Source organism: Bradyrhizobium sp. USDA 336 (assembly GCF_044908355.1).
GTDB classification, from domain to species: Bacteria; Pseudomonadota; Alphaproteobacteria; order Rhizobiales; family Xanthobacteraceae; genus Bradyrhizobium; species Bradyrhizobium yuanmingense.
Genome location: NZ_JBIYDC010000002.1, coordinates 7,847,590 through 7,871,190 on the forward strand (window position 1 = coordinate 7,847,590; position 23,601 = coordinate 7,871,190).

General features: G+C 57.8%; 15 protein-coding genes. 6 read left to right on the plus strand and 9 right to left on the minus strand.

The window, feature by feature from the left end:
• Positions 1–36: 36 nt before the first annotated feature.
• The 4 genes from nifA to ABIA45_RS37505 all read left to right on the plus strand — a co-directional run bounded on the left by nifA (position 37) and on the right by ABIA45_RS37505 (position 6,295).
• Positions 37–1,854, plus strand: a complete 1,818-nt coding sequence (nifA, locus tag ABIA45_RS37490) for a nif-specific transcriptional activator NifA (RefSeq protein ID WP_404655411.1) — start codon at positions 37–39, stop codon at positions 1,852–1,854.
• 508 nt (positions 1,855–2,362) lie between these two features.
• Positions 2,363–3,226, plus strand: coding sequence for an electron transfer flavoprotein subunit beta/FixA family protein (locus ABIA45_RS37495; protein WP_036015436.1), 864 nt, complete (start codon positions 2,363–2,365; stop codon positions 3,224–3,226).
• Between the two features lie 1,183 nt (positions 3,227–4,409).
• On the plus strand, positions 4,410–5,633 hold the full coding sequence (locus ABIA45_RS37500) for a GFA family protein (RefSeq protein ID WP_036015435.1): 1,224 nt from the start codon (positions 4,410–4,412) through the stop codon (positions 5,631–5,633).
• Positions 5,618–6,295 carry a 2OG-Fe(II) oxygenase gene (locus tag ABIA45_RS37505; RefSeq protein WP_036015434.1) on the plus strand — a complete coding sequence of 226 codons (678 nt, stop codon included), beginning with the start codon at positions 5,618–5,620 and terminating at the stop codon, positions 6,293–6,295. The genes ABIA45_RS37500 and ABIA45_RS37505 overlap by 16 nt, the downstream gene beginning before the upstream one ends.
• A 634-nt stretch (positions 6,296–6,929) precedes the next feature.
• Here the strand turns inward: ABIA45_RS37505 and ABIA45_RS37510 are convergent.
• The 6 genes from ABIA45_RS37510 to trpD form a co-directional block, all read right to left on the minus strand.
• The gene (locus ABIA45_RS37510) at positions 6,930–7,127 is read right to left on the minus strand and encodes a hypothetical protein (RefSeq protein ID WP_036015433.1); all 198 of its coding nucleotides are present in this window, start codon (positions 7,125–7,127) and stop codon (positions 6,930–6,932) included.
• 306 nt (positions 7,128–7,433) lie between these two features.
• Positions 7,434–8,726, minus strand: a complete 1,293-nt coding sequence (locus ABIA45_RS37515) for a peptide ligase PGM1-related protein (protein ID WP_225174313.1) — start codon at positions 8,724–8,726, stop codon at positions 7,434–7,436.
• Positions 8,727–8,863: 137 nt separating this feature from the next.
• On the minus strand, positions 8,864–9,262 hold the full coding sequence (locus ABIA45_RS37520; RefSeq protein WP_193375108.1) for a hypothetical protein: 399 nt from the start codon (positions 9,260–9,262) through the stop codon (positions 8,864–8,866).
• A 95-nt stretch (positions 9,263–9,357) separates the two neighbouring features.
• Positions 9,358–9,708, minus strand: a complete 351-nt coding sequence (locus tag ABIA45_RS37525; protein WP_036015430.1) for a hypothetical protein — start codon at positions 9,706–9,708, stop codon at positions 9,358–9,360.
• Positions 9,709–9,761: 53 nt separating this feature from the next.
• A complete protein-coding gene (locus ABIA45_RS37530) occupies positions 9,762–9,944 on the minus strand; it encodes a hypothetical protein (RefSeq protein ID WP_404655412.1) in 183 nt (60 codons plus the stop codon).
• A gap of 261 nt (positions 9,945–10,205) precedes the next feature.
• Complete coding sequence (gene trpD, locus ABIA45_RS37535; RefSeq protein ID WP_036015426.1) at positions 10,206–11,219, minus strand: anthranilate phosphoribosyltransferase; 1,014 nt, start codon at positions 11,217–11,219, stop codon at positions 10,206–10,208.
• A gap of 1,925 nt (positions 11,220–13,144) precedes the next feature.
• Here trpD and ABIA45_RS37540 point away from each other — a divergent pair.
• On the plus strand, positions 13,145–13,360 hold the full coding sequence (locus ABIA45_RS37540) for a hypothetical protein (protein WP_036015415.1): 216 nt from the start codon (positions 13,145–13,147) through the stop codon (positions 13,358–13,360).
• A gap of 2,986 nt (positions 13,361–16,346) precedes the next feature.
• On the plus strand, positions 16,347–17,180 hold the full coding sequence (locus ABIA45_RS37545) for a YopT-type cysteine protease domain-containing protein (RefSeq protein WP_036015409.1): 834 nt from the start codon (positions 16,347–16,349) through the stop codon (positions 17,178–17,180).
• Positions 17,181–18,597: 1,417 nt separating this feature from the next.
• Here ABIA45_RS37545 and ABIA45_RS37550 read toward each other — a convergent pair.
• The 3 genes from ABIA45_RS37550 to ABIA45_RS37560 form a co-directional block, all read right to left on the minus strand.
• The gene (locus tag ABIA45_RS37550) at positions 18,598–20,178 is read right to left on the minus strand and encodes an acyl-CoA dehydrogenase family protein (protein WP_081494644.1); all 1,581 of its coding nucleotides are present in this window, start codon (positions 20,176–20,178) and stop codon (positions 18,598–18,600) included.
• Positions 20,179–20,901: 723 nt separating this feature from the next.
• Positions 20,902–22,542 (minus strand): chaperonin GroEL, encoded by a 1,641-nt coding sequence (gene groL, locus ABIA45_RS37555; RefSeq protein WP_225137364.1) that lies wholly within the window; start codon positions 22,540–22,542, stop codon positions 20,902–20,904.
• A gap of 84 nt (positions 22,543–22,626) precedes the next feature.
• Positions 22,627–22,941 (minus strand): co-chaperone GroES, encoded by a 315-nt coding sequence (locus tag ABIA45_RS37560; RefSeq protein ID WP_036016041.1) that lies wholly within the window; start codon positions 22,939–22,941, stop codon positions 22,627–22,629.
• Positions 22,942–23,601 lie beyond the last annotated feature (660 nt).

Sequence of the window (23,601 nt, forward strand, 5' to 3'; positions counted from 1 at the left end):
ATCCCGTCAACACGTGGGGCTAGATCAGAGAGTGACATGCAAAACGAAGCTCGCCAATCCCAGCATGACTCCAGGGAGGATAATCAAGACAACGGAGACAGGCTCATGCTGCATATCCCATCCTCGGGCGAACGACCTACCTCGCAACCGGAGCCGGAGGGTAATCCCTCGGGGCAGCCGTCGTATGAGAGCGCGCTGGCCGGCATCTTCGAAATATCGAAAGTAGTCAGCGCTCCTGATCGGCTCGAAGTCACGTTGGCCAAGGTCCTTGGCCTGCTGCAATCGTTTGTGCAGATGCGACACGGCATCGTCTCACTATTCCGCGATGACGGCATCCCGGAAATTACCGTTCGCGCCAGCTGGAGCGAAGGCAGTGACGAACGTTACCGCACGTGGCTGCCGCAGAATGCAATCGCCCAGATCGTAGCGACAGACGGGCCTCTTGTTGTCGAGAGCGTAGCCGGCGAGCCGGCCTTCAGCGCTGCCGACCGGGAGCTTCTCGGCGCCTCCGACAGCGTGCGCGTATCGTTCATTGGGGCTCCTATTCGTATCGAAGCGAGGGTCGTTGGTACGCTGACGGTAGACCGTATCCAGGACGATAGTTCCAGTCTTCGGCTCGAGTACGATGCGCGGCTGCTCGCTATGGTCGCCGACTTGGTGGGACAAACAGTGAAGCTACATCGCTTGTTCGCCTGCGATCGCGAACGATTTTTAGTGGACAAAGACCAGCCACAGAAGGTAGTTGAGCTTGGGGTGGTCGCTCGCGAGCGCAAGAAGCTTCACGCCCACGGGATTATTGGCGACAGCGCCGCGCTGAGCGGGCTGCTCGAGAAGATTGCGGTTGTAGCCAAATCGAACAGCACGGTTCTGCTGCGTGGCGAATCCGGCACCGGCAAGGAGCTCGTAGCCAAGGCAATTCACGAGTCCTCGTCCCGTGCTAAACGACCGTTCGTTAAACTGAATTGCGCGGCGCTGCCCGAGACGGTCCTGGAATCGGAATTGTTTGGCCATGAGAAAGGTGCCTTTACCGGTGCGGTCAGCTCGCGCAAGGGGCGCTTCGAGCTTGCTGACAAAGGGACGCTATTTCTGGATGAGATCGGAGAGATCTCAGCTCCGTTCCAGGCGAAGTTGCTGCGAGTTCTGCAAGAGCAGGAGTTCGAGCGCGTCGGCAGCAATCACACGATTAAGGTCGATGTTCGAGTCATAGCTGCGACCAATAAGAACCTTGAAGAGGCTGTGGCAAGGAGCGACTTCCGCGCGGACCTCTACTATCGTATTAGCGTAGTTCCCTTGTTGTTGCCGCCGCTGCGCGAAAGACGCACTGATATTCCGCTGCTAGCCAGAGAGTTCCTCAGAAAGTTCAACAGCGAGAACGGCCGTACGCTCACCCTGGAGGCGAGTGCGATCGATGTACTGATGAACTGCGGGTTTCCGGGAAATATTCGCGAACTCGAAAACTGCATCGAGCGAACAGCGACGCTGTGTACCGGGCCGTCGATTGTGAGAAGTGACTTTGCATGCTCCCAAGGCCAGTGCCTTTCCATGATGCTCTGGAAAAGCACATCGAACGACAAGACCGACGTGGCGGTACCCATGCAGCCGATGCCTGCAAAGTCCATCATTCCGCTAGCTCAAACGACGTTGCCACCGCAGTCTGTCTGCGAATCGGCCCCACTGGCACCTGCCGGCACAGTTCTCGTTGGTGGTTCGAGCATGACCGATCGCGAGCGTGTCATTGCGGCCATGGAAAAATCTGGCTGGGTGCAGGCCAAGGCAGCGCGCCTACTCGGACTAACCCCGCGCCAAATCGGCTATGCGCTGCGAAAATACGGAGTTGAGATAAAGCGGTTCTGAAGAACCACATCCGCCGGAACTTCTGCTGCCAAACAGATAGTTGAAGAATGATTCCGAAGAGGCAATCTACGCCCTCTGAAGGGAATGGGCCGGCCTGCGGCGACGACGTGGCGCGCGCGCAACATGGATTTGTGCGCCATGAGTTACAGAGCCTCACCTGCGCACCATACAATCGCGAACCGTCGGTAGCTCGAACATGTAATAAGCTATTATCCCTATTCTGCGGACGTGTGAGCGGCAATGCTTAACCGTCGATCGGTCCGATGCCCGCAGGTGGTTCGCGGCAGTTAGCCTGCGAGCATTCCTTGCGTCTCTCGGCTGGCGTGACGAGCGGAACCGCGTTGTTGGTGCCCTGACTTGTGTCGGCATTCGTTCGTCAGGAAGAGCGGGCTGGAGCGACTTATCGCCCGTTTTAAGCCCTTGTGACAGCGAGCCGATTCCGAAACGGCGGCGATGGTACAACACTTGCTGTTCTCTTCGTAGCTATCGCAACTGTTGGAGCAACATCGTGCACAATGTCGTCTGCATCAAACAGGTTCCGGACTCGGCGCAAATCCGTGTTCACCCCGTGACCAATACAATCATGCGCCAGGGAGTGCCGACCATCATCAACCCATATGACCTCTTCGCGCTCGAGGCCGCGCTGGAGGTGCGCGATCGATTCGGCGGCGAAATTACCGTGCTTACCATGGGACCGCCATCGGCAGAAGAGTCCTTGCGAAAGGCGCTGGCTTATGGTGCTGATCGCGCCGTCCTACTCACCGATCGCTGCTTTGCGGGCTCCGACACACTGGCCACAACGTATGCACTTGCAACCGCCATCCGGAAAATCGGTAAGGACTATCGCCCGACGAATCTCATTTTCACGGGAAAGCAGACCATCGACGGCGATACTGCGCAGGTAGGGCCCGGCATCGCAAAGCGAATGGGCGTAGTGCAGCTAACTTACGTCGCGAAGATCCGATCCTTGGACCTCGCCGCTCAAACGATTGAAGTGGAACGACGCTGCGAAGGAGGTGTGCAGGTGTTGCAAACCAAATTGCCGTGCCTCGTCACCATGCTTGAGGCGACTAATCAGATCCGGCGCGGCGCGATGGCGGATGCCTTGCGTGCAGCGCGTGCCCAAATCGTGAAATGGAGCGCGCAACAAGCCGGTGTCGAAGACACCTCCAACTGCGGCCTCAAGGGCTCGCCGACGGTCGTTAAGCGTGTGTTCGCTCCCTCTGCGCGGGCCGAGAGGGCGGCGCTGGTTGAGGCCGCTGAGCAACCGGCGCAGGCGTTGATAGACGCAATTTTCTCGCTTCAACCGAAGCTCGAACCCGATCTTGCGGCACTTGCTCGTGACGCTCGATCCGGAGAGTCCAGGCCATGATAGTGGATACGCCCGAGGAATGTATCACCGCCGCACCCGTGTCGGAGAGCGCACAACAAGTGCCGACGCATCTCGGCCAGCTACCAATAGCGTCTGCCAATGGTATCCGTCGATATCGCGAGCAGCGGGGCCGCATGTTCCGTAGACCACGTTATGCTACAACGGAGTCGCGCGGGATTGTCGGGGCACAGACAAAGGGGCCTGCGCATGTTCCAGGGTCCCGTTCGGCCGTGTTGGAGGTCGTGGAAGGCCATTGCTTCTCACGTAAGGGGCACGAGCCAAGACTGAATAGTCAGCGACCCGGGTCACCGTACTAGCGCTGCCGTCTGCACGCACAAAGCGCTGTCGCTGGCTTCGGAGCGCAGAGTCAACCTATGCGTCGCCTTTGAAGCAATCTCCGCGATTGAGCAGACCTGTACGCATTTGAGCGGCCGCTGGCTCTTCGCTGTTTGCTTTCTGACAGCGGCGCGCAGGCTCTGAAGTTCGATACACTCGCAATGAGGAGGCGTCACGACCGTTTTATCAACTTGGTCAGATCCTGCGGAGCGAATTCAACAGTTGGCATGATGATTGCTGTGAGCCACCAAGAACTTAGAGGCGGTCATCGCGAACGCGAAGAACGGGCGAGGGTCTCTGTGAGATGCTTTGTGCCGCCAGCAGCGGTATGACACCAGCCTCCAAAGGACTTAAGAGCATCATAGGTACAAATTGGAGACTACAATTCTGTCCCAGGCTGACAGCGGTTCGACGAAATGGCGGGAGCAGCAACCGCGAGGCTTTGATCCATTCGCCCAACATCGCGAAAGCTGCAAGCGCGCCGAGCGGCCAGGCACGCCACTCGCGCACGCGACATTAGCATCAAAATGGCGTGGGCGGCGCAGTATCCATTATGAGTCTCCGCGCGAATGCTGGTCGTGGCGGGCGTTGCGGCGTCGGACTGCTCGTGGACGGGAATCCGATCGGATTCCCGCCGCTCCAATACTGAACGCATTCCTTCAATGCTCATGAGTTGGACTGAGCATGGCGCTGTCTGCCATCGCGAAGGAAACTACCGAAAGTTCGCCTGGAAGGTGAACGCGATCATTGGCCCTTCGAAGCCGATGAAACCCAGGACGGTTAATGGTTGGCCCGGACACGAAGTTGCTCCGTCAGGGACCGTTCGCTTCTCATCTGCAGGGGTCACATGACATCTCAAGCGTCTCGAGCTGCAGCGGATCAGCCTCCGAAGATATGCTGCGAGTACCTGACCGAGCAAGCGCGAGCCTTGTTCGGCCCGCATCCGTTCGCCGCGCAGATGTCCGAAGATCAGGTAGCCAGTCTGCTGCCCGAATATCTGGCGATGTCACAGGCGTTCCCGTACCTGCAGGCGGGGTCCCAAAGGGACCTCATATTTGATGCAATGCATCACAATCGGGATATTGCGCGAGACATTGAGCTGACCAGCGTGGTCGCGAACTTTATCTGTTGGGATGAGACCGGTGGCCATGGCCGAATTCTCCAGGGGGGCAAGGCCGCGCTACCGGATATTCTGTTGACGAAAAACTTTCACTCCAACCTGTTGAAAAAGGATGCCTCCCAACTACTCGGCCGAGCAATACTGCCCAACTATACCTCTAGGACGAAGCAGTACCTGCATTCTCTCTATGCCGGATTGTCCTCGAAAGACTCCCTCGTTCGTTGCGCTTACATGGTAGCTTTTGAGCTACATGCTGCGGACATGATCCAGTCGCTGTGGACCACTCTGGCCAAAACCTTTAAAGCGCAGCCGGACGATCTTGAGTATTTTCGCAGCCATGTCGGCGGAGAAGATCCCGCGGAGAAGTACCACGGAGAAATGACAGGCCGGCTGATTGGTGAACTTGTGCAGCCTGACCGTAGTGGTCGCTTTTTGGATGAATTCTTTAGAGCCTATCGGATCAGCGTCCAGTGGTGCCGCGATCTCATCGGAATTGCGGCGCGCACGGGAGATGATCACTCGGAGATCCAACATCATGGCCGTTGCCATTGTGGCTCTATCAAGTTCTACGTCAGAGCGCCGCGAGAGCTCTCTGGAGTTCGATGCAATTGCTCGATTTGTCAAATGTCTGGGTTTATCCACTTGCTCGTAACTGGCGATAAGCTACGCATCGAGCGCGGTGAAGAATTTCTCACTACGTATCAGTTCAACAAGAACATTGCTCGGCACACGTTTTGCCGGCTCTGTGGGGTAAAACCATTCTATAGGCCGAGGTCGAACCCATCCGGGTTCAGCGTGAATATTCGATGCCTGGATAGAAGCACGATCGCACGCGTAAGAATAACCGAGTTCGATGGCGAGCATTGGGAGCAAGCATTCGTCTCAATGCACCAGGACCCGGAGTCCTGCTTCGAAGATCAAAGGAGTGAGCTCGCATGGCGCGCACAATGAGTGATAAATCCCGCCTGCTTTCAGAAGAAGTGCTGACAAAGTACCGCGTAGAGCTGTTGGTAAAGGGGACGGCCGTGATCGCTCCCCAGATATTGTTCACCCAAGCCGACTTGGCCAAGATCGATCAGCTGCAGGCTGAGATTCCGGAAGAAGAAGTGCGGGAGGGAGATGCCGGCGACTTCCACAGCGTCTTTGTGAAGCGCGTGAGGGTAGCTCCACCCGGCCACAGGCCTAGCAACGTGAGTGGTACAGCTTCAGGGCAGATCATGGAGCTAATTGAAAGTAAAGACCGCAGCTTCGCGCTGAGACAGATCTTCGGGGCATCCTCAGATTACGTGGTTCGCCGATGCCAAATGCATCGTATGCCGCCCGGGTCCTTTGTTGGCATCCATTTGGATGCGGAGAGTGATCCGGATTTCGAGTACTCGGTGATTGTGCAGCTAGCGAGAGACTTCGACGGGGGGGAGTTCGTGGTATATCCTACTAGGCACGAACAGCACGTATTCCGACCGCCATTTGGCGCCGTGCTTGTCACAACCTGTAAGGTCCGGCATGAAGTAAAGCCGGTGTCGAGCGGGGAGCGCCGATCTCTCGTCTACTTCTGTTCAAAACGCGGCGGCGCGAACCGCCGGATCATCGAAAGTTCCGGCGCTCGGCTATGAGGTAGCGCGCCTGATATGGTTCTCTGAGAATCGGGTGGCGGGCGAGTTCTCCGGGAACTTATTTCATTTCTCATCTTGTGGTCAGCTGTTGTCGTAAGGTCTGCGACAATTCTGGTCGGAAGCCTTGCTTAACATTGATCCATGTATAGGCCACTACGCGCCTCCGAGCAAAGATTGCTCGGTGATTGTGGCCATCTTCGTCGCTAGGGTGAGACCAGGGAGGCGCGTCGGCGCTGCGCGATGGTGTATCCCGGACGGCCTGGGTTTTCGCAAGCGGTAGTGGCGAGCCTCTCGCGTTTCGAGATGCGTCTCTTACCGAGCTGTCAAGGCCGGGCACGCATCAGGGCCGGGTTCAAGGAGCGTACTGCCAAGCCTGATGTGGACTCTCTTCTGAGATTTGGACGATGGCTCGCGTAGAACCAGAAGAAGGGCATAGCCGCGTGTCTACGACACTGGCAGCGATGCAGCAGAGTTCAAAACTCCGGCGAGCGGGTCATCCTTGCCGCACTCCGTCGTCTGAGCGCCTCGCGGGCGGACACGCATCGTCGCAAGCCAGGCGAATCCCTCCGCCGATGAAACCGACCTCTTGAGAGTATGCAAGTCGCCTATCATCAAGGAAAATAAGTGGCACAGCTCAGCTGGTCAGAAGTATGCTACTGGTATTGGCAGCCTCAATGAGCATCTGCGTAAGAGCTCTAGGCCAGGCATCGCTGTTCAGCTTTGCGATCAGCCGGTTGACGAAGGTCTCACTCGCCATAACCCTCACCCGAAGATCGGTTCCGCGCTGTTTCACTTGCAAAGTCACTGGTTGCAAGCGCAGCCGCTTGAGCATGACTCTAATATTCTGCAACGTGGGATTGATGGACGCAATGCGCCTGGCCGATGCCGTTGCGCAGGATAGCCCGTTGCAGCGAGCGGTCAGCTGGGCGAGAAATATGTCCCGCGCAGGGGCACGATCAGGATCCGACGTTTGGCATTAGCGATCACAGCCTAGCCTCTCGCCGTGTCCGGCGTTGAAGCGAGGGCAGCCGGCCGCAGCGCCGAACCCATTTGCTCTGACTTTGCTCCCTTTTATCTAGGGGCTGAGAAAGCGCTGCTTTGGAACGGGGCAGTGAATTGAGCGTGTGAGATGTTCTCCCTAGGAACTCAAAAGTCGGTGTTGCTGATCGTGGGCCGCGGTCCTGTCGGGCGCAATCACAACGCACTCCACGGTACCAGCCTCCTCGTCGGCGGCAAGCGGGATCACGCCCGCCTTACGTGTGCGGTCGAATAGGAATCCTTCTTTGAAGAAGCGATCATGCGCCGCTTGAAAGGATGGCGATCGCACATTTCTTACAGATAGAATAACGTTGCGGCTGGAATAGTCGAAGCCGAGCAGCCGGATCGCAATGTTGTGTAACACCGATCCGCCACCCCAGCGGCCGTTCGCTTCATTGAACAGCAACCGTCCGTCTTTTGTGAAAATGGCGTCGATGTTGATCATTCCGCGATAGCCCAGGTCTCTCGCTAGTGCCACAAATCGGTAGGCATGCTCCTGGGCAGTCAACCATTGCTCGTTCTCCAGGTCGCTTGGAAGCTCAAGCCCCGTCCAGGTGAGAGCCCGTTCGGACCGATCTGTGCTTTTACGCAGGCGTATGTTTCCACTGTTGATAAAACCGATTGATGCATCATCCTGGATTGCATACTCGAGATAAAATAAAGATCGGGCCAAGTGGTATGATTCCACGACCAGCGTCTTACACGATGCTGTTGTGATCTCAGAGTAAAGCGCGTCAGGATCAAGCGACGGCCACGAAATCATCCGAGTATCTCTGGCTCCAGGTAGCGGATCGCTTTTGCTGCCGGTCAAGATGACATTTCCGACTCCTCCAGCTCCATTATCCAACTTTACAATGACCCTGCCGGTCTCGGATTTGAGGGCAGTGACCGCTTTGAATAGTCCATTTGGGTCCGTCGCGACACATCCATGAGGGAGCGGAAGTGCGACGCTTGTTGCCAATTGACGGAAGTGGCTCTTGCGATTCAAAAGATCAGGCCCGCGCTGCAGAGCGAAGTCGTCCCCGGTCTTCGATATGCCAAGTTTGGCCGCCAAGCGTGCGACACCTTCAGTAAAGTAGCAGGGATACAATCGCCAGGCGGATTTCTGACGAATATGTCTTTTGAGCCGCTCGACAACGGGCTGGGACAGCAACGTGCAATCATCGAGAATCGTCGATTGGCGGCTCGCAGGTACAACAAGGCGAAGACTCGATGCATCGAAATCGAGCGTCGCGCCAATGAAGGATAACAGATCCGCCGGGATCACTACCGGGGAGACGATCAGGTCGCCCTCCTGAGCAAACCACGCTGAACGGTATGCCGAGCTGGCGGCCAGCGAACGTTGAGCCTTTGTTAGATGGGCGCCCGACATCTGAGGCGTACCGGCATTCATAATTAGGATCCGCGGCATTCGCGACCTCCGGGCATCTGGACTTGATCAGGATGGGATGGTCATGGCAAGCATGACAGCCTTGCCACCCCACCGTCCGGGTGTTTCAACTTGCTGCTCCAGCATGCCATGCAATAACGTCAGATGCCGCGCTGGTCACGCGGAGTAAGACGCCGGGTCACTTCGAAAACCTGCGCAGGCCCACCATCTGTCACACCTTTGCGCGATCGAGACGCCACGTGCGGGAAAGCAGCTTGAAGGTAGCGGGTTCGGCGAACTGATTTTGTGCGCTGCTGCGCCAGAGGAGGGGCTTGCGTCAGCTTCAGGAAAGCAGCGCCATCTAGGTGCTTCGGATTGAATTCTACCTCGATCAATTCTGTCGTTATCGGCTCTCTGGCGGGGCGGTACGCGACCGCCACTTCGTCCAGATCCGAAATGCCCCACCATTGAAAGTTACGTGCTACCCTTAGCGCCGCAATCGGAACTCGCTGCAAAGCCCTCTCGACCGATGGGCCATCGGGCATAAGGAGCATGACCATCGACCGGTCCGCGGATCGCAGCTGAGGCATCCGAAGTCCTTCCACACCCATGTAGGTAACACCTCAAGAGCCTACGATTTAACGTTACGTCAGATTCAAGCCCCTTTTTGCGGGCCAATGAGAACGTGGCCAAGCTCATGCTGCCCGAAGAGGGCCCCCGAGGGGCTGGTGTCGCAAGCATTCAGCGCTGCCCTGAGGGGGAAGCTTGTGGCTGAGGCCTTGGAGGAGCGATCCGGCGAACGCGCCGGCGGCGTGTCCAACGCATGACCCCAGTCGGCCAGTTTGGACGAAATGTAGAGTTGGTCAGGGTGCGTATGCAGGCCATCACCATCGATGGCCAGTCCGCGGCGAGATGAGCGGCGCTGAGCAATCGCCATCGGAATCACCGCTGAACGAGCGAGCAGCTCGAAGCCAAGCTTGGCCGCAAGCTTTTTGAGCGTGGGCATAGAGCGCAACGCCGGCCTGCCAGTGTCTCTCCGTGTGTAAACGGCATCCGGACCTAATGTTCTCTCAGGAGAACACGCCGCTTTGCCTCCAGAAGATGCCCATCCAGCGTCTCGTGCAGCGCACGCCGCAGCTCCGGCGGGATCGAGCTATCTGTATCGATCAATTCCCGAAACTTCCGAATGATGTGTTCTATCGTTGCGATAGTTCCAAGTGTTTCAATCCTCTGCCAGGCCATCTTCGCTCGTCTCCTTTGGCGCGTTGCGCACGCTTCGTCGCGGGTCCTCACCTCAGCAACCGGGGCTCGAACACCCTTTAGTGCACCAAATGTTGGCTGTCGGGCTGAGTGTTCAGCGCGGAGCTGTTTTGACAAGGACTTGCGCAAGCGGGCGCTCCATGAGAAATCGGCACAATTTACGCGCATTCGCGGCTGCAACAGGTTTCTCGCGCGTAAGCTGCACTATTGATCGCCAGGATGCGGCATCAACCAGCTCGGAGGTCAGGCGTTTGAAACCGCGATCAAGCGATTCAATCGAGCGGCTGCAGCGCCCCGATCAAGTGATTCTTGTCCAAGCGCCACGCCTTCCTGTAGGTTCGAGGCCCGCCCGGCCACCACCAGTGCGGCCGCCGCATTCAGAAGGGCGGCATCACGAAAACGACCTGGCAGGCCATCAAGCACTTTTTGTAACGCAAAGGCATGAGCCTCGACATCACTGCACTCCAGCGCATCGGCGCGGTAGCGGGGGAGCCCGGCTTCCTCCGGCGTGACTTCGAACGTGCGGACTGTACCCGCCTCAACCGCAGCAACAAAGCTTGTGTCGGTGAGGGATAATTCATCGAGCCCGTCCGAGCCATGAACAACCCATACCGAATCGGCACCAAGGTTCTTCAAGACGTGCGCCAGAGGCTGCACCCATTCGGGAGTGAACACTCCAAGGATCTGCCGCTTGACCCTGGCTGGATTCGACAGAGCCTCGATTAGATTGAACATCGTGTGGGTTCCAAGTACGCTCCGGATCTGCCTGATGCGCTGCATCGCCGGATAGTCGGGTGACGCAAACATGAAGCCAATGTCGGCTTCGTGCACACAACGTGCAATCGCCTCAGGCTTGAGATCGACCTTTACGCCGAGGCGTACCAACACGTCTGCGGTGCTTGATCGCAAAGATGCCGCGCGGTTGACATTCTTGGCGACGGGAACGCCGACCCCGGCGACGATGAACGAAGCGCACGTCGATACGTTGAGCGAACACATAACGGTATCGCTCGTGCCAGCGATATCGATGGGGTCACATCGCGTCTCGACCGTGGGCATTATATTTCGCATTGCGGATGCGGCGCCTGTGACTTCTTCGATCGTCTCCCCGCGGACCCTCATCCCAATCAGCAAGCCACCGATTTGCGAGGGAGTTGCGTCGCCGGACATCATGCTGTCAAACGCTGACGCAGCCTCCTCGCGGGTCAGAGTGGCGCCGGTGGCAACTTTGCCGATGATCGATCTAAGCGGTTCCATCGAACTTTACACGTTCCTTATCCAATCTAGGGTCCGTCCGTTCAGCCACGCGTCTTCGCAACCGGGTGCCCTGGTGCAGCTGCCGGTCTATCCGCACTCGCTATGCCGCACGAGTCCTTGGCGGGCCGTCGGATGAACGTGGCATCCGTGGCGACGCTACAACCTGACGCTACGTCAGGGTCAAGCGTTCTCCATTCGATGGTGCCCTCGAGAGGAAATCGGCGGCTAGTCAGAGCACTGAGTTGCTTGATGCGAGGATAATAGCTCTGTCTCGCGCCCGCTTGCCGTCGATGTTTCGGCCGGATCACAGGGCCTCGCTTTCCGGTGCCGCTGTGGCGGAGCCGCAGAGCGGCCTCCGCGCGTGCTATGAATATAATCTATGCCAATTCCAGGCTGAGCTTACCTGGTTCTACAAAATGACCCCGCCTCACTATAATGAACCTCCGCATGACAGCCTCCAAGGCGCGATGGACGCGTCCGTTGACGGCCCCGCATGAGGTGGTGAGCCGTTCGGCGAACCCTCGTGTGACGTGCTGCACGTCAAGCTGGGACGACTTCTGGAGAGGAGTCGGACGGACAGCTCGCAGCATCTTCACTTCGATCCGCTGCTCTTATTGCCGATGTCCCGCCCGGAGATCACGTAGCGACATTGCTGAGTGAGGCGATCTTGCTTGGATCTGAGGCAGGCAGTAATAGCGGTACGATCTGGTATGTGACTGCTACAAAGGCGAACCACGTCTCCCATGCAGGCCTCTTTCTCTTCTGCGGTCGGCGTTCGATCACGCGCGTTGACCGGCGCAAGTATTACAGTTGCCATTGCTAGGCCTAGGGCTATATCGCGGTAGTAGAGTCTCAGGCGCGGGGCCGGCTGAATTCGTTGTTTTTGAACCATGACATTTCTTCAGTTCGGAGGAGCTGATTATTGTTCTTGCTGCCCGGAACGCATCACCTGCAAACCGGGAAACAGGCGGATCTGCTTAGCTGTCTGCAAGCTCGTTGTTCTACGTTTGCCGTCCTCACTGTACGGAGCTCTTCATTTGCTCCAGGACGACAGGAATGACACCTTCCATACCGGCAGAGCCTTACGAAAGAGGGGAGGTCCTAACAGCTGCGCCGACGCACCAGATGAACGTCTTGGAGTTTCTGTGATTGTGCAGCCAGTGCATGCCTCGATGCCTCGAGGATCGCTTGAGTCGGCCTGACATGACCTGAGGTACTATGGTCAGCCTAATCTCCGGCCGATGAGTGGCGGCGGACTCGCCACGATGCCGGCTCGACGCGGCCCTGGCCAGCTCTGGCGAAGCATAGAGATCAGAGAGGCCAGATGTGCTTATGTCGTTGTTGATGATGCATTCGGCCTTGCAAGAGCGACCATGATGGCGCGCTGAGACAATGTTTGGTGTCATCGCGCTTCTGTTCCACTTTATGGGAAGACGTTGGGCGGGGTTATCTGTGAGGTAGGTTTCGTCTTGCGTCGAGTCAGCGGAGTCTGCGTTGATCGGAACCGGGCCGCGCAGACGTCGTAACGCGCGATTACGTCCAGCAGAAAGAGGAATAAGATTCGATGAATCGCGGGCCGGCTCGCATCTGGATGATGTTAGGCTCTCTCTTCGGTCGTCCCGGGCGATTGTAGATGTTTGAGGCATTCCCAATGCTCGTAAACTGTCACCACTCGACTGATTGTCAGAGGTGATCCAAACCTGTCCAGAACCCTACAATCTAACGCAGCGTGCGATTCAAGTCTTTTGGTGGGAGCAATAGTCTGAATCTGTCGGTGACTGTGCATCCATCGTACGAGCATCGTCTGCAATGCGCATTCAGTCGTTTCTGAATGATTGCTGTGGACTGGGCACTGACTGCTTCGGCAGCCGGCAACACGAGCGTCGCTCCTACGTGATAATACGGAGCGTCGGTGTCGCAATTCGTTGATCTACGGATTGCATGCTCTCGGCATGAACCCGAAAAGCAAACTGTACCAGCCCGATCACTGGCGAGCCCGCGCGGAAGCAACGCGAAAGAAAGCGGCAGCGCTCATCGACGGAAAAGCCAAAGACAGGCTCCTTAAGATCGCCTTGGAGTACGACAAGTTAGCGTGGCGTGCCCACGTGTGGCAGATGCGCAAGAATGAGGACGATACGTAGCCCGAGCAAGAGCTGTAAAGCGTCGCTACGGTCCAGAAGGCCTCAGCCCGTCGATCTCTAGCCGACCCTTTGGCTAGGTATCGCTCAGCAAGCAAGTCAATGCCGCCTGTACGGAGCGTTGAGAAAGCCAGAAGGCAAGCGCCTGACCGTCCTATGCCACACGCACTTGAGGACCGAGCTGGCCGCCTGCCAAACGTTTCCCCAGGTCACCTTGTTTCGTCAGCTTCTCGAAAGCTAACTTTCACATAAGGGCAATACGGGCACTAGTCCTCACTTGCAGTCGATCCGTCGCGCCTCACTTGCAAGCCCGGATCCCACTCGCCGCGGACGGTTGAGCTGCTACAGGTCAATTTGGCACTTCGTCGCGCTGCAGCGGCACATCAGTGTCGCTAATTCGAGGCATCTGGGTCATGCGTCGACATTTCCTTTGCACCCGCCGGAGCAGCCGCACTCTATGTCCAGGTAGCAGCGCGAAGCGCCCTGGCATCAGTTTGTTCGCAGCCGTGGCGACCCGCGGTTGCGAGAGGCGCCAGAAGTCCATCGCGCGGTTGCCATGCGCGAGAGTGTTTCAGAAGAACGCTGCGATGACTAAGTAGATCCCGGCCCAAAGCAGCGCGTTTATGAGGAGTGCGGCCAGAGGCCACAAGTTCCACCTTTTCTGGGCTCGCCGGGAGGGACGATCAGCGCCGAAATGCTTGATCGTTGGGCGCTTTGTTGCGCGCCAATGTGTCATTTCATTGCGCTGAGCGCCGGTGAACAGAAAAATGCCAAGCTTTGCATGCCCCCTATCACTCATAAGTTAGCAGTCCTCTTTTCATGGTGCATCAGAACCGATGTTCGTTGCGGCGACGATTCGGCCGATTCATTGCTCGTGCATCCTCGCTACAGCGAGGTCGCGTTCTGTCAGCACAGCAAGCGACATGCCACGAGGTAGAAGTGTCTGCAGCGCTTTTGATGCGGTGGGTTGGTGACACGGAGCCGTTGTGCGACGTCTGAGTCGCGACATTCATGTCGGAAACAACACCCGGATTAGCGGCAAAGGATGAGCGGTTCGCGAGCGCCATGCCGTAGACAACGTGTTAGGAGCTGCAGCTCAGTGATGCGGAAAAATCGGGCGACATTCGCAGTTGCAGTCGATGAGATCGACTAATCATAGTTTCTGACCGTTAGCTTACGACCAAGATAGCAGGCGATCCGCCGGATGGTTCATTTGGAAGAACGGAGCATGCCGGCGTCCGCGGCTATGTGTGTGCCGATTTGGAAGCCATAAAACTGAACCAATTTCACATAAATGGCGCATTAGGCCTGTTCAGCCTTGGCGAGGAGGCCGTCGAGTGATCAAGTACTCTCTCGCGAAGCAGCAATGTAACCCCGATCTATCTGGTGCCACTACTGGTTTTGCGAGCATCATGAGATCTAGATGTCGTCGCCAACAGGGGAGCGTGCCATGATGAAGACCAATTCATTGAAGACGACGTGACGCGTCAAGAGTCGCCGATTTCGTCCGCTCATGCGGGATGTGCGGTTCTGCCGGCGATGAGCAGTGAATACTGCCTGGCATCGATGACAAACTGTTTCGCCTCGGAGAGACTTAATGATGGACTTACATAAGTAGCGGCAGGTGCAATCGCCGGCTCGAGTCGCCCGACGTGCAGATAGTGGTACCGCTCATGCTCAGACAACCGGCGGCCCGATGGCGCAATACGTCTTAGAGGAATAATCAGAGGAGAGTGAGTGATGATAGACATCTACGGCTTTCGCGGATGGCGCGCTGTAGATTGGTTTAGGAACGTTGGGCCGAGGACCGAGCAGGTTAACTTGTTACGAGACACCGTCATCTACGTAGACTTCAGGGCTATCCGAGAAGCAAAGGGGCGGGCGTGCGAGCGCAGATGATAGACAAGCTGGAGGCCGGCCGCGTGCAACACGGCCGGTTCGCTACTGCTCCAGGGTCAGGCCCTTCCGGTCTGTTCCTCGTGCAGGGGCCTTGTGGGTGTGAGCTCAAGATAAGTGCGTTCGTCCGTCCTGGCTGGGAGCATGTCGCTGTTTCGACCCCGCGGCGTTGTCCGAACTGGGACGAGATGTGCTTTGTGAAAGACCTGTTCTGGGATGAAGAAGAGTGCGTCATGCAACTGCATCCGCCACATTCAAAGTACGTGAATAACAGCCGATATTGCCTTCACTTGTGGAGACCCATTTATCGAGACATTCCGATGCCGTCCCCGAGCTTCGTAGGCGTCGTTGGATTAAGTCCCTCAGATGCGGCAACGTTGTTCGCGCGAATGAACGCGACAGCATGACGGGCTGAGCTAACAAAGTGCGAGCAGAAGGTGTGGTCGAGCGGGTGCACAAGCACCGGTTCGGCTTCCCGAAATGACGTGTCACATGCGGGTGTATGTCGGGCTCGCTCGACTGTTGCAGTGTTCAGGCGGGCTGAACCTGAAATGCCGCCGTCAAACACGAGCGGCTAACGGCACACTGATCGGCGAGAGAAATGTCTGCGCCACTTGTTGTGAGTGAACAAAACCGTAACTTGGGTTCAAACCGGGTTTTCGGATCTGTGCTGAAGGTACGTCAGCGGCAACAACAGCATCTCACTGGCCGATGGCCGATCACGGGGACGCGAATTGCGCACTCTTGGAGGCGAAGTTGTGCCGACCGAGCGGCGCAACACGATAAAGGTGAGATCGACCACCAAACCGACGGTCGCGCTGTCCAACGTAGCCATCATCCTGACTGCATCTGCAATTCCAAGCTCGCCCTCCGTAAGTGTGCAAGAGTAACTAGCCGTTCGGCCACTGCCTCACACCTGCAGCCCCGCTCGTGAGTGGCACTGTCGTGCAACCAATTGGCCGTCGCAGCGGTAGCTTCCCCAGGCTTGTTGGTGGTCAGCTCTTCGTCAGTTTGCTGCGATATCATCCGCAGCAAGATGTAAGCAGCGCGCTCTCCCTGAGGACGCGTGCGCCGAAGAAGCAGGTGAACCAGCATGTATAATCGACTCGATGGCCAATACACACGCGCTGATCAAGCCGACGGATCGATCAAGCCCGAAGACAGTAGCGAATTTGCGCAAACACTCACTGAAGTCGCGCGACGAGAGAGCCTGCCGTCCGGCGAATTGATCGACAGAATGGGGCTCTGCTTCAGCAAGCCACATACCTCAGAGTCAATCGTTTATAGTCCAAGCAACTCGCGCCACAGCTCCTCTCTGTCCTCCAGCTCGGAGTTATCCTCTGCCGATAGCCCTGTCCGCGCTCTATTCGATTACAGGACTGCTGAATTGCCCGAAGCCAATGTCAACGGAATCTGTGTTGGATTGGTAGCGGAGTGGCTCCTTAACCTCCCAAGCAGCCCGTCATCTCGAATGAGGGCTCTGCTCCCGGACACTGAAAAGCACCGCTCAGCGGCAAGTCGACAGGAACAGTACGAAGAGCTCAAGGCTCAATTGAAAAACGATGGCGCGGAAGGGTCTCACAACCTCCAGGCAAAAAGCACAACGTTACGCGACGCTGGCTTAGAGCCGTCTGCTGAAGAGACGCGATATAGGTTTGATACATCTTCGTGCATTGACCAGATCGTGAAGGAGCTCACCGAGGATGCGTCCATGTATTTGGTAAGCTTGCGTTTCGCCGCAGGTGGCGCCCACATGATTGCGACAGTGACGTCGAATGGAACGACGACCCTCTTTGATCCTAACTATGGGGAATTTTCTGTTCCGTCAGATGAGGTCGGAGAGTTATTCAAGAGTCTTGCGAAGCGCTACAGGAGCCCCCCGAACAAAATGTACATATCGACTGTCGTCACACAAAGGGTGACGTGAGGGCGTCCTAGGTTGCAACGGACCTTACCCGATGCCCCCGCACGGAACCTCATCGGTCGGTGCGGGACAGCCACGTCGCCTAGATGGTGCACTCGACGCGGTTCTTCGGATGTCGGATCGGTGCTCTCGACGGAAGCTCTCTGGAAGTAGTGCAGAGAGGGGAGAATGTTCAGGCGATATAGGTCGTCCGATCACCCAAGTTCGTGAGCCAGCGTCCTCGCCGCCTCAAAGCCCTTGCACTCGAGCAGGATCGAGGGCCCGTTAGGCTAACTTCCTCGTGTGGGTTCCGATGCCCGGCCAATCGCGCTCAGGGCCAAGGTCGGTGACCAGGCATCCACAGAGCCGGCACAAGCTGTAGTTCGACTGCTTCGGAATCCTCGCCAGCTCTTCTGTACTGATTCGCCAACCAAATAGCTGCAGCCGACGACAACCGCATGCAGTCGCACCGGCGCCCAAACGGGGTCCTCACTCGCCACGAGCTCCCGCGCCTTGTTGCGTCGCTGCACTTCCCGTAGCGTCCGGCTTTGGTGAAAACCTGAGCCACGATCTAACTCAGTGACAACACTATGCACTGCGTCGTTCCAAGCCTCACGGTCGAATTTTTCCGCCGAGCTGGACTACGTTTGAGAACTTACTCGCCGAATAATGCGAGGTGAGATCCTTCTCCTCGACGGAGCGAGCGCATGCGGGCATTGAGCTTGATCTGGAAGACCGCCGCGCGGTAGTGTGGATCTGATCCCAGTCTCACGTCGGAAGCAGCGCGGGCGCGACTCGGCGCTGGTCGGACTGGATGTATCAGATGTTCTCTCTGCCACGCCCGCACCACTGGTTGAAGTTAGCAGAAACGTGACTCGGCGCCAAAATCCCCACGCATACTCGGGGCAAGCGCTGTCCCTACCACGTGCTGCTAACTTCAACATCGATGTAGACGGGCGAGCTTTCCGAAACCTGACGAACCCGACGCCATGCATCAAGCGAAAGCGGCCTGTGCGGGGGAAGCCCTCCCGTCTTGAACCCCGCCACCCGCCTAGCGGAAGTTTGACTTAAAAGTATCGCTGAGTACAGACGCAAGCTCCACCTTTAAGAGGTCGTGAAAACTCGCATATGCCATGTGCCAGCGAGAAGGTGGCAGCAGGACGCTTAAACCACACCACGCCTATCGATGTTTGCAGCGCGTGGCGAATCGAGGCGGCTCAGCCTTCTCGAGCGCCAGCCCCGATCGGGGAGCGGTATCGGGTGCTCTTTAACGCGAAAGCCTTCGCTGCCGCGGCGTGCCGCCAGGAATGAGAAGGTTAGGCCCTCATAGCAGCGCGTGCCGCATGTAGACGTGACAGTTTTCACGGACCCTTCCGCTTACGGAAGTTGCGCGCTGCGCGCGGAACCACCGCGTGGAAGGACGTCGGACATGCGGGAGATGTCAGACATACTGCACCAATTTAAGGTAGTCGTCTGTGAGGACAGGTGAGCGAATGGAGCAAGCCGCATCGTGAAGAAAGGTGGCGAGTGTCCTATTAGCCCGACTGCGAGTTTCGACAGATTGTCGTGCCGGCACGCGAGTGCGGAGAGATGTCAGTTCAGAACTGACCAGGTCAGCCGCCGCTGCGGCGCAATCTGACGCTGAGAAGCAATCAGCAGACATGACAGCTTTTGCCAGTCCCAATGTGGTGAGCCAACCCGCATAGATCAGCACGGCACCGTCAGTCTCATTCAGCCCGGAGAGCTGGTCAATTGCAGCAGCATGGACTGATGCCGCCCCAATCGACCGAAACAGATCGGCTATTTCGTCGCGTGTGGCTTTAGAGAGGAGGCAACGGCCGAGATGCGATAGGAGCGCCTCAGTCGGACCTTCGAAGATGCGGAGGATGCGAGCGTCTCGGTAGATTTTGGCCAAAGGCGTTCCCTCATCGTAGCCGCGGCCGCCTAACAGCTGGACGCATTGATCGGCGACAAGGCCGCACCACTCTGAGGACAAAACCTTCGTCGCCGACGCAAGGTGGACGTTCGGCGCACCGCGCGCTGAAACAAGTCGGCAGGATGCTGCTAGCATCGCCTTCACTACTTCCCGCCGCAGCACCATCTGTCCAAATAGCTGCTCGATGTAACTGTTCTCGATCATGCGTAGTTTACCAAGCCGACGATGGCTTGCATAAGAGGCGGCTACCTGGATAGCGCGCTCAAGGGCTCCAAGACCCATAGCAGCCACACCGATGCGGCCGCGGTTCATACTAGATGCCGCCGCACCCCAGCCGTCTTGATCGCGAGAGAGCACGTAAGAACGGGGCATCTCGACGTCCTGGAACTCCAGGGTATTCTGAATGATGCCACGTAGGCCGAGTGTACGATGCTCGTGCGTGACCTTTAGGCCTGGAGCCTGTCTGTCAACGAGTACACCAACCAGCCGACCTTTCGCATCGGGTCCTGACGCGCGCGCAAAGCAAACGATCCAGCGAGCCCAGTCAGCAAGGCCGATCCAGATTTTGCGGCCAGAGATACGCACTTTATCTTCGTGCATGAAAGCCGCAGCCTCTATATGTCTCGGGGCAGAACCAGCTCCAGGCTCCGTCAAAGCGAAAGCGCAGAGATCGCCGCTTGTTGCACCCCGAATGATATGGGCTTGTGCGGGTATGTGCGATGCCGCTTCGATGCAGGGCAAAGCTAGGAAGTTATGGATAACGAGGGTCGACGCAGCGGAGACATCGAACGATGCCGTGGCGGAGATGAGATCGATGGCCTCTTGCAAAGAGAGAGCTAATCCGCCGTGCTCTCCTGGTGCGGTGAGCCCGAACAGTCCATGCCTTGCCAAGATGCTGTGTAGGGTCGGAGGGAAGGCTCGGCGGTCATCCGCGTCTGCGAAATTCAGCTGACTGAGCTCAGCGATGAAACTGGAGTATCGTGCAGTTGCATGCCCTTCAGCTAAGCGTTCCTGCGTCTCCCCGAATTGAGCGTAAACTTGGGTGTACATGGCCATAAGACCACAATGATCCTGACCGCGTTTCATGCCAATTCATCCGAGAGGCTACCTTGGCCAGACATTGGTATAGTGTGGATGCAGGCGCAGTATAGGCACATTGCCGAGGGCCGGAGTGTCTTGCGGCCGCCCCGCCGGCGAGTTCTTTTGCAAAGCACCCCACCATTCCCATCGGATACCCTATAGATTGGACGCAAAGCAAGCCTTGCGACTTTAGTGTGCGATCATTCTAAAGCATGTCATGCCCCGAGCTCCGCAGCAGGGGAGTTGAGGGGAGCGCCGTCCGCGATGACCAAATGAGGCGCAGAATAATCGGCGCACTTTCCGCAAAATACCTTGTGATTTTTGAGAATGTTCTCCGGGTTCGAACAAGCCCTTAGGCCACAAGATGTAAGTGCGAAACGTCACGAAAGGCATTTCGTCGCTTCCAGTTACGCGACAGGAAAAGAAAGTGGGCAAGGAGGTCGAAAGCGGGCAGGCGGCGCCGGGTCTACCGCACGCCAAGGGTTCGAACATTTGGATGAGCAGAGGCAGCTTCGTGCGTCAAAATAGCCGGCTCCATCGTCGTACCGGACGCGGTACTGTCGTCGCGAAGCACATGAAATTTGAATCGGGGTCCTGCCGCTGCGCACGTTAGATAGGCCGATGGGCCGGACCTTCGGGGGCTGGCAACGGGCTACCGGCCGCTCCATGCAAAAAACCCTGACATTATTGCCAGGGTTTCGCATGTCATCGAGAACTTGAGAAGGTGGATCAGAAGTCCATGCCGCCCATGCCGCCGCCCGGAGGCATCGCGGGGCCAGGGCCGCCCTTCTTGGGCAGCTCGGCAACCATCGCTTCCGTTGTGATCAGCAGCCCGGCCACCGAGGAGGCGTTCTGGACCGCGATGCGCACGACCTTGGCCGGGTCAATGATGCCTTTGGAGAGGAGGTTGCTGTACTCGCCTGTCTGCGCATCGAAGCCAAAAGAGTACTGCTCGTTATCGAGCACCTTGCCGACTACGATCGAACCGTCTTCGCCGGCATTGATCGCGATCTGGCGGGCCGGCCAAGACAGTGCTTTTCGCACGATCTCGACGCCGGTCTTCTGGTCGTCGTTCTGTGTGCGCAGGCCCTTGAGCTGCTCGGAGGCACGGAGCAGGGCGACGCCGCCGCCCGGAACAATGCCTTCTTCCACGGCCGCGCGGGTCGCATGCATCGCGTCATCAACGCGATCCTTGCGCTCCTTCACCTCGACCTCGGTCGCGCCGCCGACGCGGATCACCGCGACGCCGCCCGCGAGCTTGGCCTGACGCTCCTGGAGCTTCTCACGGTCGTAGTCCGAGGTGGTCTCCTCGATCTGCGCCTTGATCTGGGCCACGCGCGCCTCGATGTCGGCCTTCTTGCCGGCGCCGTTGACGATCGTGGTGTTCTCCTTGTCGATCATCACCTTCTTGGCGCGACCGAGCATGTTGAGCGTGACGTTCTCGAGCTTGATGCCGAGATCTTCCGAGATCGCCTGGCCGTCGGTCAGGATCGCGATGTCCTGCAGCATGGCCTTGCGGCGATCGCCGAAGCCCGGAGCCTTGACGGCCGCGACCTTCAGGCCGCCGCGCAGGCGGTTCACGACGAGGGTCGCAAGCGCTTCGCCTTCGACGTCCTCGGCGACGATGACCAGCGGCTTGCCGGTCTGCACCACGGCCTCGAGCAGCGGCAGCAGCTCGTTCAGCGAGGAGAGCTTCTTCTCGTTGATGAGGATGTAGGCATCGTCCATCTCAACGCGCATCTTGTCGGCGTTGGTGACGAAGTAGGGCGAGATGTAGCCGCGGTCGAACTGCATGCCCTCGACCACATCGAGTTCGGTCTCGAGCGACTTGGCTTCCTCGACGGTGATGACGCCCTCGTTGCCGACCTTCTTCATGGCGTCGGCGAGGAACTTGCCGATCTCGGCATCGCCGTTGGCCGAGATGGTGCCGACCTGGGCGATCTCGTCGTTCGAGGTGACCTTCTTCGAGTTCTTCTCGAGGTCGGCCACGACAGCTTCGACCGCGAGGTCGATACCGCGCTTGAGGTCCATCGGGTTCATGCCGGCGGCGACCGACTTGGCGCCTTCACGCACGATTGCGGCGGCCAGGACGGTCGCGGTGGTGGTGCCATCGCCGGCAGCATCCGCAGCCTTCGAAGCCACTTCGCGCACCATCTGGGCGCCCATGTTCTCGAACTTGTCGTCGAGCTCGATCTCCTTGGCAACGGCAACGCCGTCCTTGGTGATGCGCGGCGCGCCGAACGACTTGTCGAGCACGACGTTGCGGCCCTTTGGACCAAGCGTGACCTGTACGGCATTGGCGAGAATGTCGACGCCGCGCAGCATACGATCCCTCGCATCTACTCCGAACTTGACTTCTTTGACTGACATAGAGAATTCCCTCAGTTCCGTTTAATTCATCCTTCAGCGCCCCGGTGGGCTCTCCTCAGGAGGGTGAGCTGTGCAAGCCCAGGATTAGGCGACCTTCTTCTTGGAGAACACATCGGTGAGAACGCCCATAATGTCGCTCTCCTTCATGATCAACAGGTCTTGCCCATCGATCTTGACCTCGGTGCCGGACCATTTGCCAAACAGCACCCGCTCACCGACTTCGATGTCGATCGGAATTAGCTTGCCAGCTTCGTCGCGGCCACCGGGGCCAACGGCGACGACTTCGCCCTGGGAGGGCTTTTCCTTCGCAGTGTCGGGAATGATGATGCCGCCAGCGGTCTTCTCTTCTGCGTCGATGCGCTTGACCACGACGCGGTCGTGAAGCGGACGGAAAGTCATAGAGGTCTCCTGAGCGTTTGAACAAGTTGAAGTTAGGCACAATGTGACAAGTAGACTGTAGCAAGAGTCAGGCCAGAAATGCGCTGAGCGATCTATCCTTCCAGTTCTGTAAAAGCATTGCCCGGGCAGCGTGTGTGTTTGTCCGGAAGCAAACGCGCTGAGGTGCACAGCCCACTCGGGTGTTGTGAAAAAGACATTGCGCTTCTTCGAAACACCCGCAGAGAGCCCCGGGACACTTCAACGTTGCTCAGGCGGCGGTTGCACTGATCGAGAGGCCTCGGGTTTCGACGACGTCGGGATCGCACATAATTACCTGACGGTACAATCTAGCAGTGTGGCCGGAAGCGTGCGGTCTACAAGCTTTATCGAAGAGCGGCTCGTCCAATCTACCGTAGTCGTGCATGCGAATATGTATGCAACGATCTCGAAAGATCAGGTGCTGTTTCTTGTAAGCGGTGGCGTGCTCCAAGGCAGGTCACCATCGAAATCGTACCGGATTGCCCGTGTCCAGCCGTGGCAGGGCACTCAAAGCCTGCCGAATCGACCCTGGTCGTCGGTACGCCGACAGCACTTGAAGAAAGTTGCACGCGCCACGAAAGCTTGATTGCACCGAGCAACGCGTGCGTCCCGGCTTTCGCCGACTTCGTTCCTCGCCCACGA

Bases quoted from the DNA above. Each gene is read 5' to 3' on its own strand.
- nifA (WP_404655411.1), top strand. From the start codon at position 37: ATGCAAAACGAAGCTCGCCAATCCCAGCATGACTCCAGGGAGGATAAT.
- ABIA45_RS37500 (WP_036015435.1), top strand. From the start codon at position 4,410: ATGACATCTCAAGCGTCTCGAGCTGCAGCGGATCAGCCTCCGAAGATA.
- ABIA45_RS37505 (WP_036015434.1), top strand. From the start codon at position 5,618: ATGGCGCGCACAATGAGTGATAAATCCCGCCTGCTTTCAGAAGAAGTG.
- ABIA45_RS37510 (WP_036015433.1), bottom strand. From the start codon at position 7,127: ATGCTCAAGCGGCTGCGCTTGCAACCAGTGACTTTGCAAGTGAAACAG.
- ABIA45_RS37515 (WP_225174313.1), bottom strand. From the start codon at position 8,726: ATGAATGCCGGTACGCCTCAGATGTCGGGCGCCCATCTAACAAAGGCT.
- ABIA45_RS37520 (WP_193375108.1), bottom strand. From the start codon at position 9,262: ATGGTCATGCTCCTTATGCCCGATGGCCCATCGGTCGAGAGGGCTTTG.
- ABIA45_RS37525 (WP_036015430.1), bottom strand. From the start codon at position 9,708: ATGCCCACGCTCAAAAAGCTTGCGGCCAAGCTTGGCTTCGAGCTGCTC.
- ABIA45_RS37530 (WP_404655412.1), bottom strand. From the start codon at position 9,944: ATGGCCTGGCAGAGGATTGAAACACTTGGAACTATCGCAACGATAGAA.
- trpD (WP_036015426.1), bottom strand. From the start codon at position 11,219: ATGGAACCGCTTAGATCGATCATCGGCAAAGTTGCCACCGGCGCCACT.
- ABIA45_RS37545 (WP_036015409.1), top strand. From the start codon at position 16,347: ATGTATAATCGACTCGATGGCCAATACACACGCGCTGATCAAGCCGAC.
- ABIA45_RS37550 (WP_081494644.1), bottom strand. From the start codon at position 20,178: ATGAAACGCGGTCAGGATCATTGTGGTCTTATGGCCATGTACACCCAA.
- groL (WP_225137364.1), bottom strand. From the start codon at position 22,542: ATGTCAGTCAAAGAAGTCAAGTTCGGAGTAGATGCGAGGGATCGTATG.
- ABIA45_RS37560 (WP_036016041.1), bottom strand. From the start codon at position 22,941: ATGACTTTCCGTCCGCTTCACGACCGCGTCGTGGTCAAGCGCATCGAC.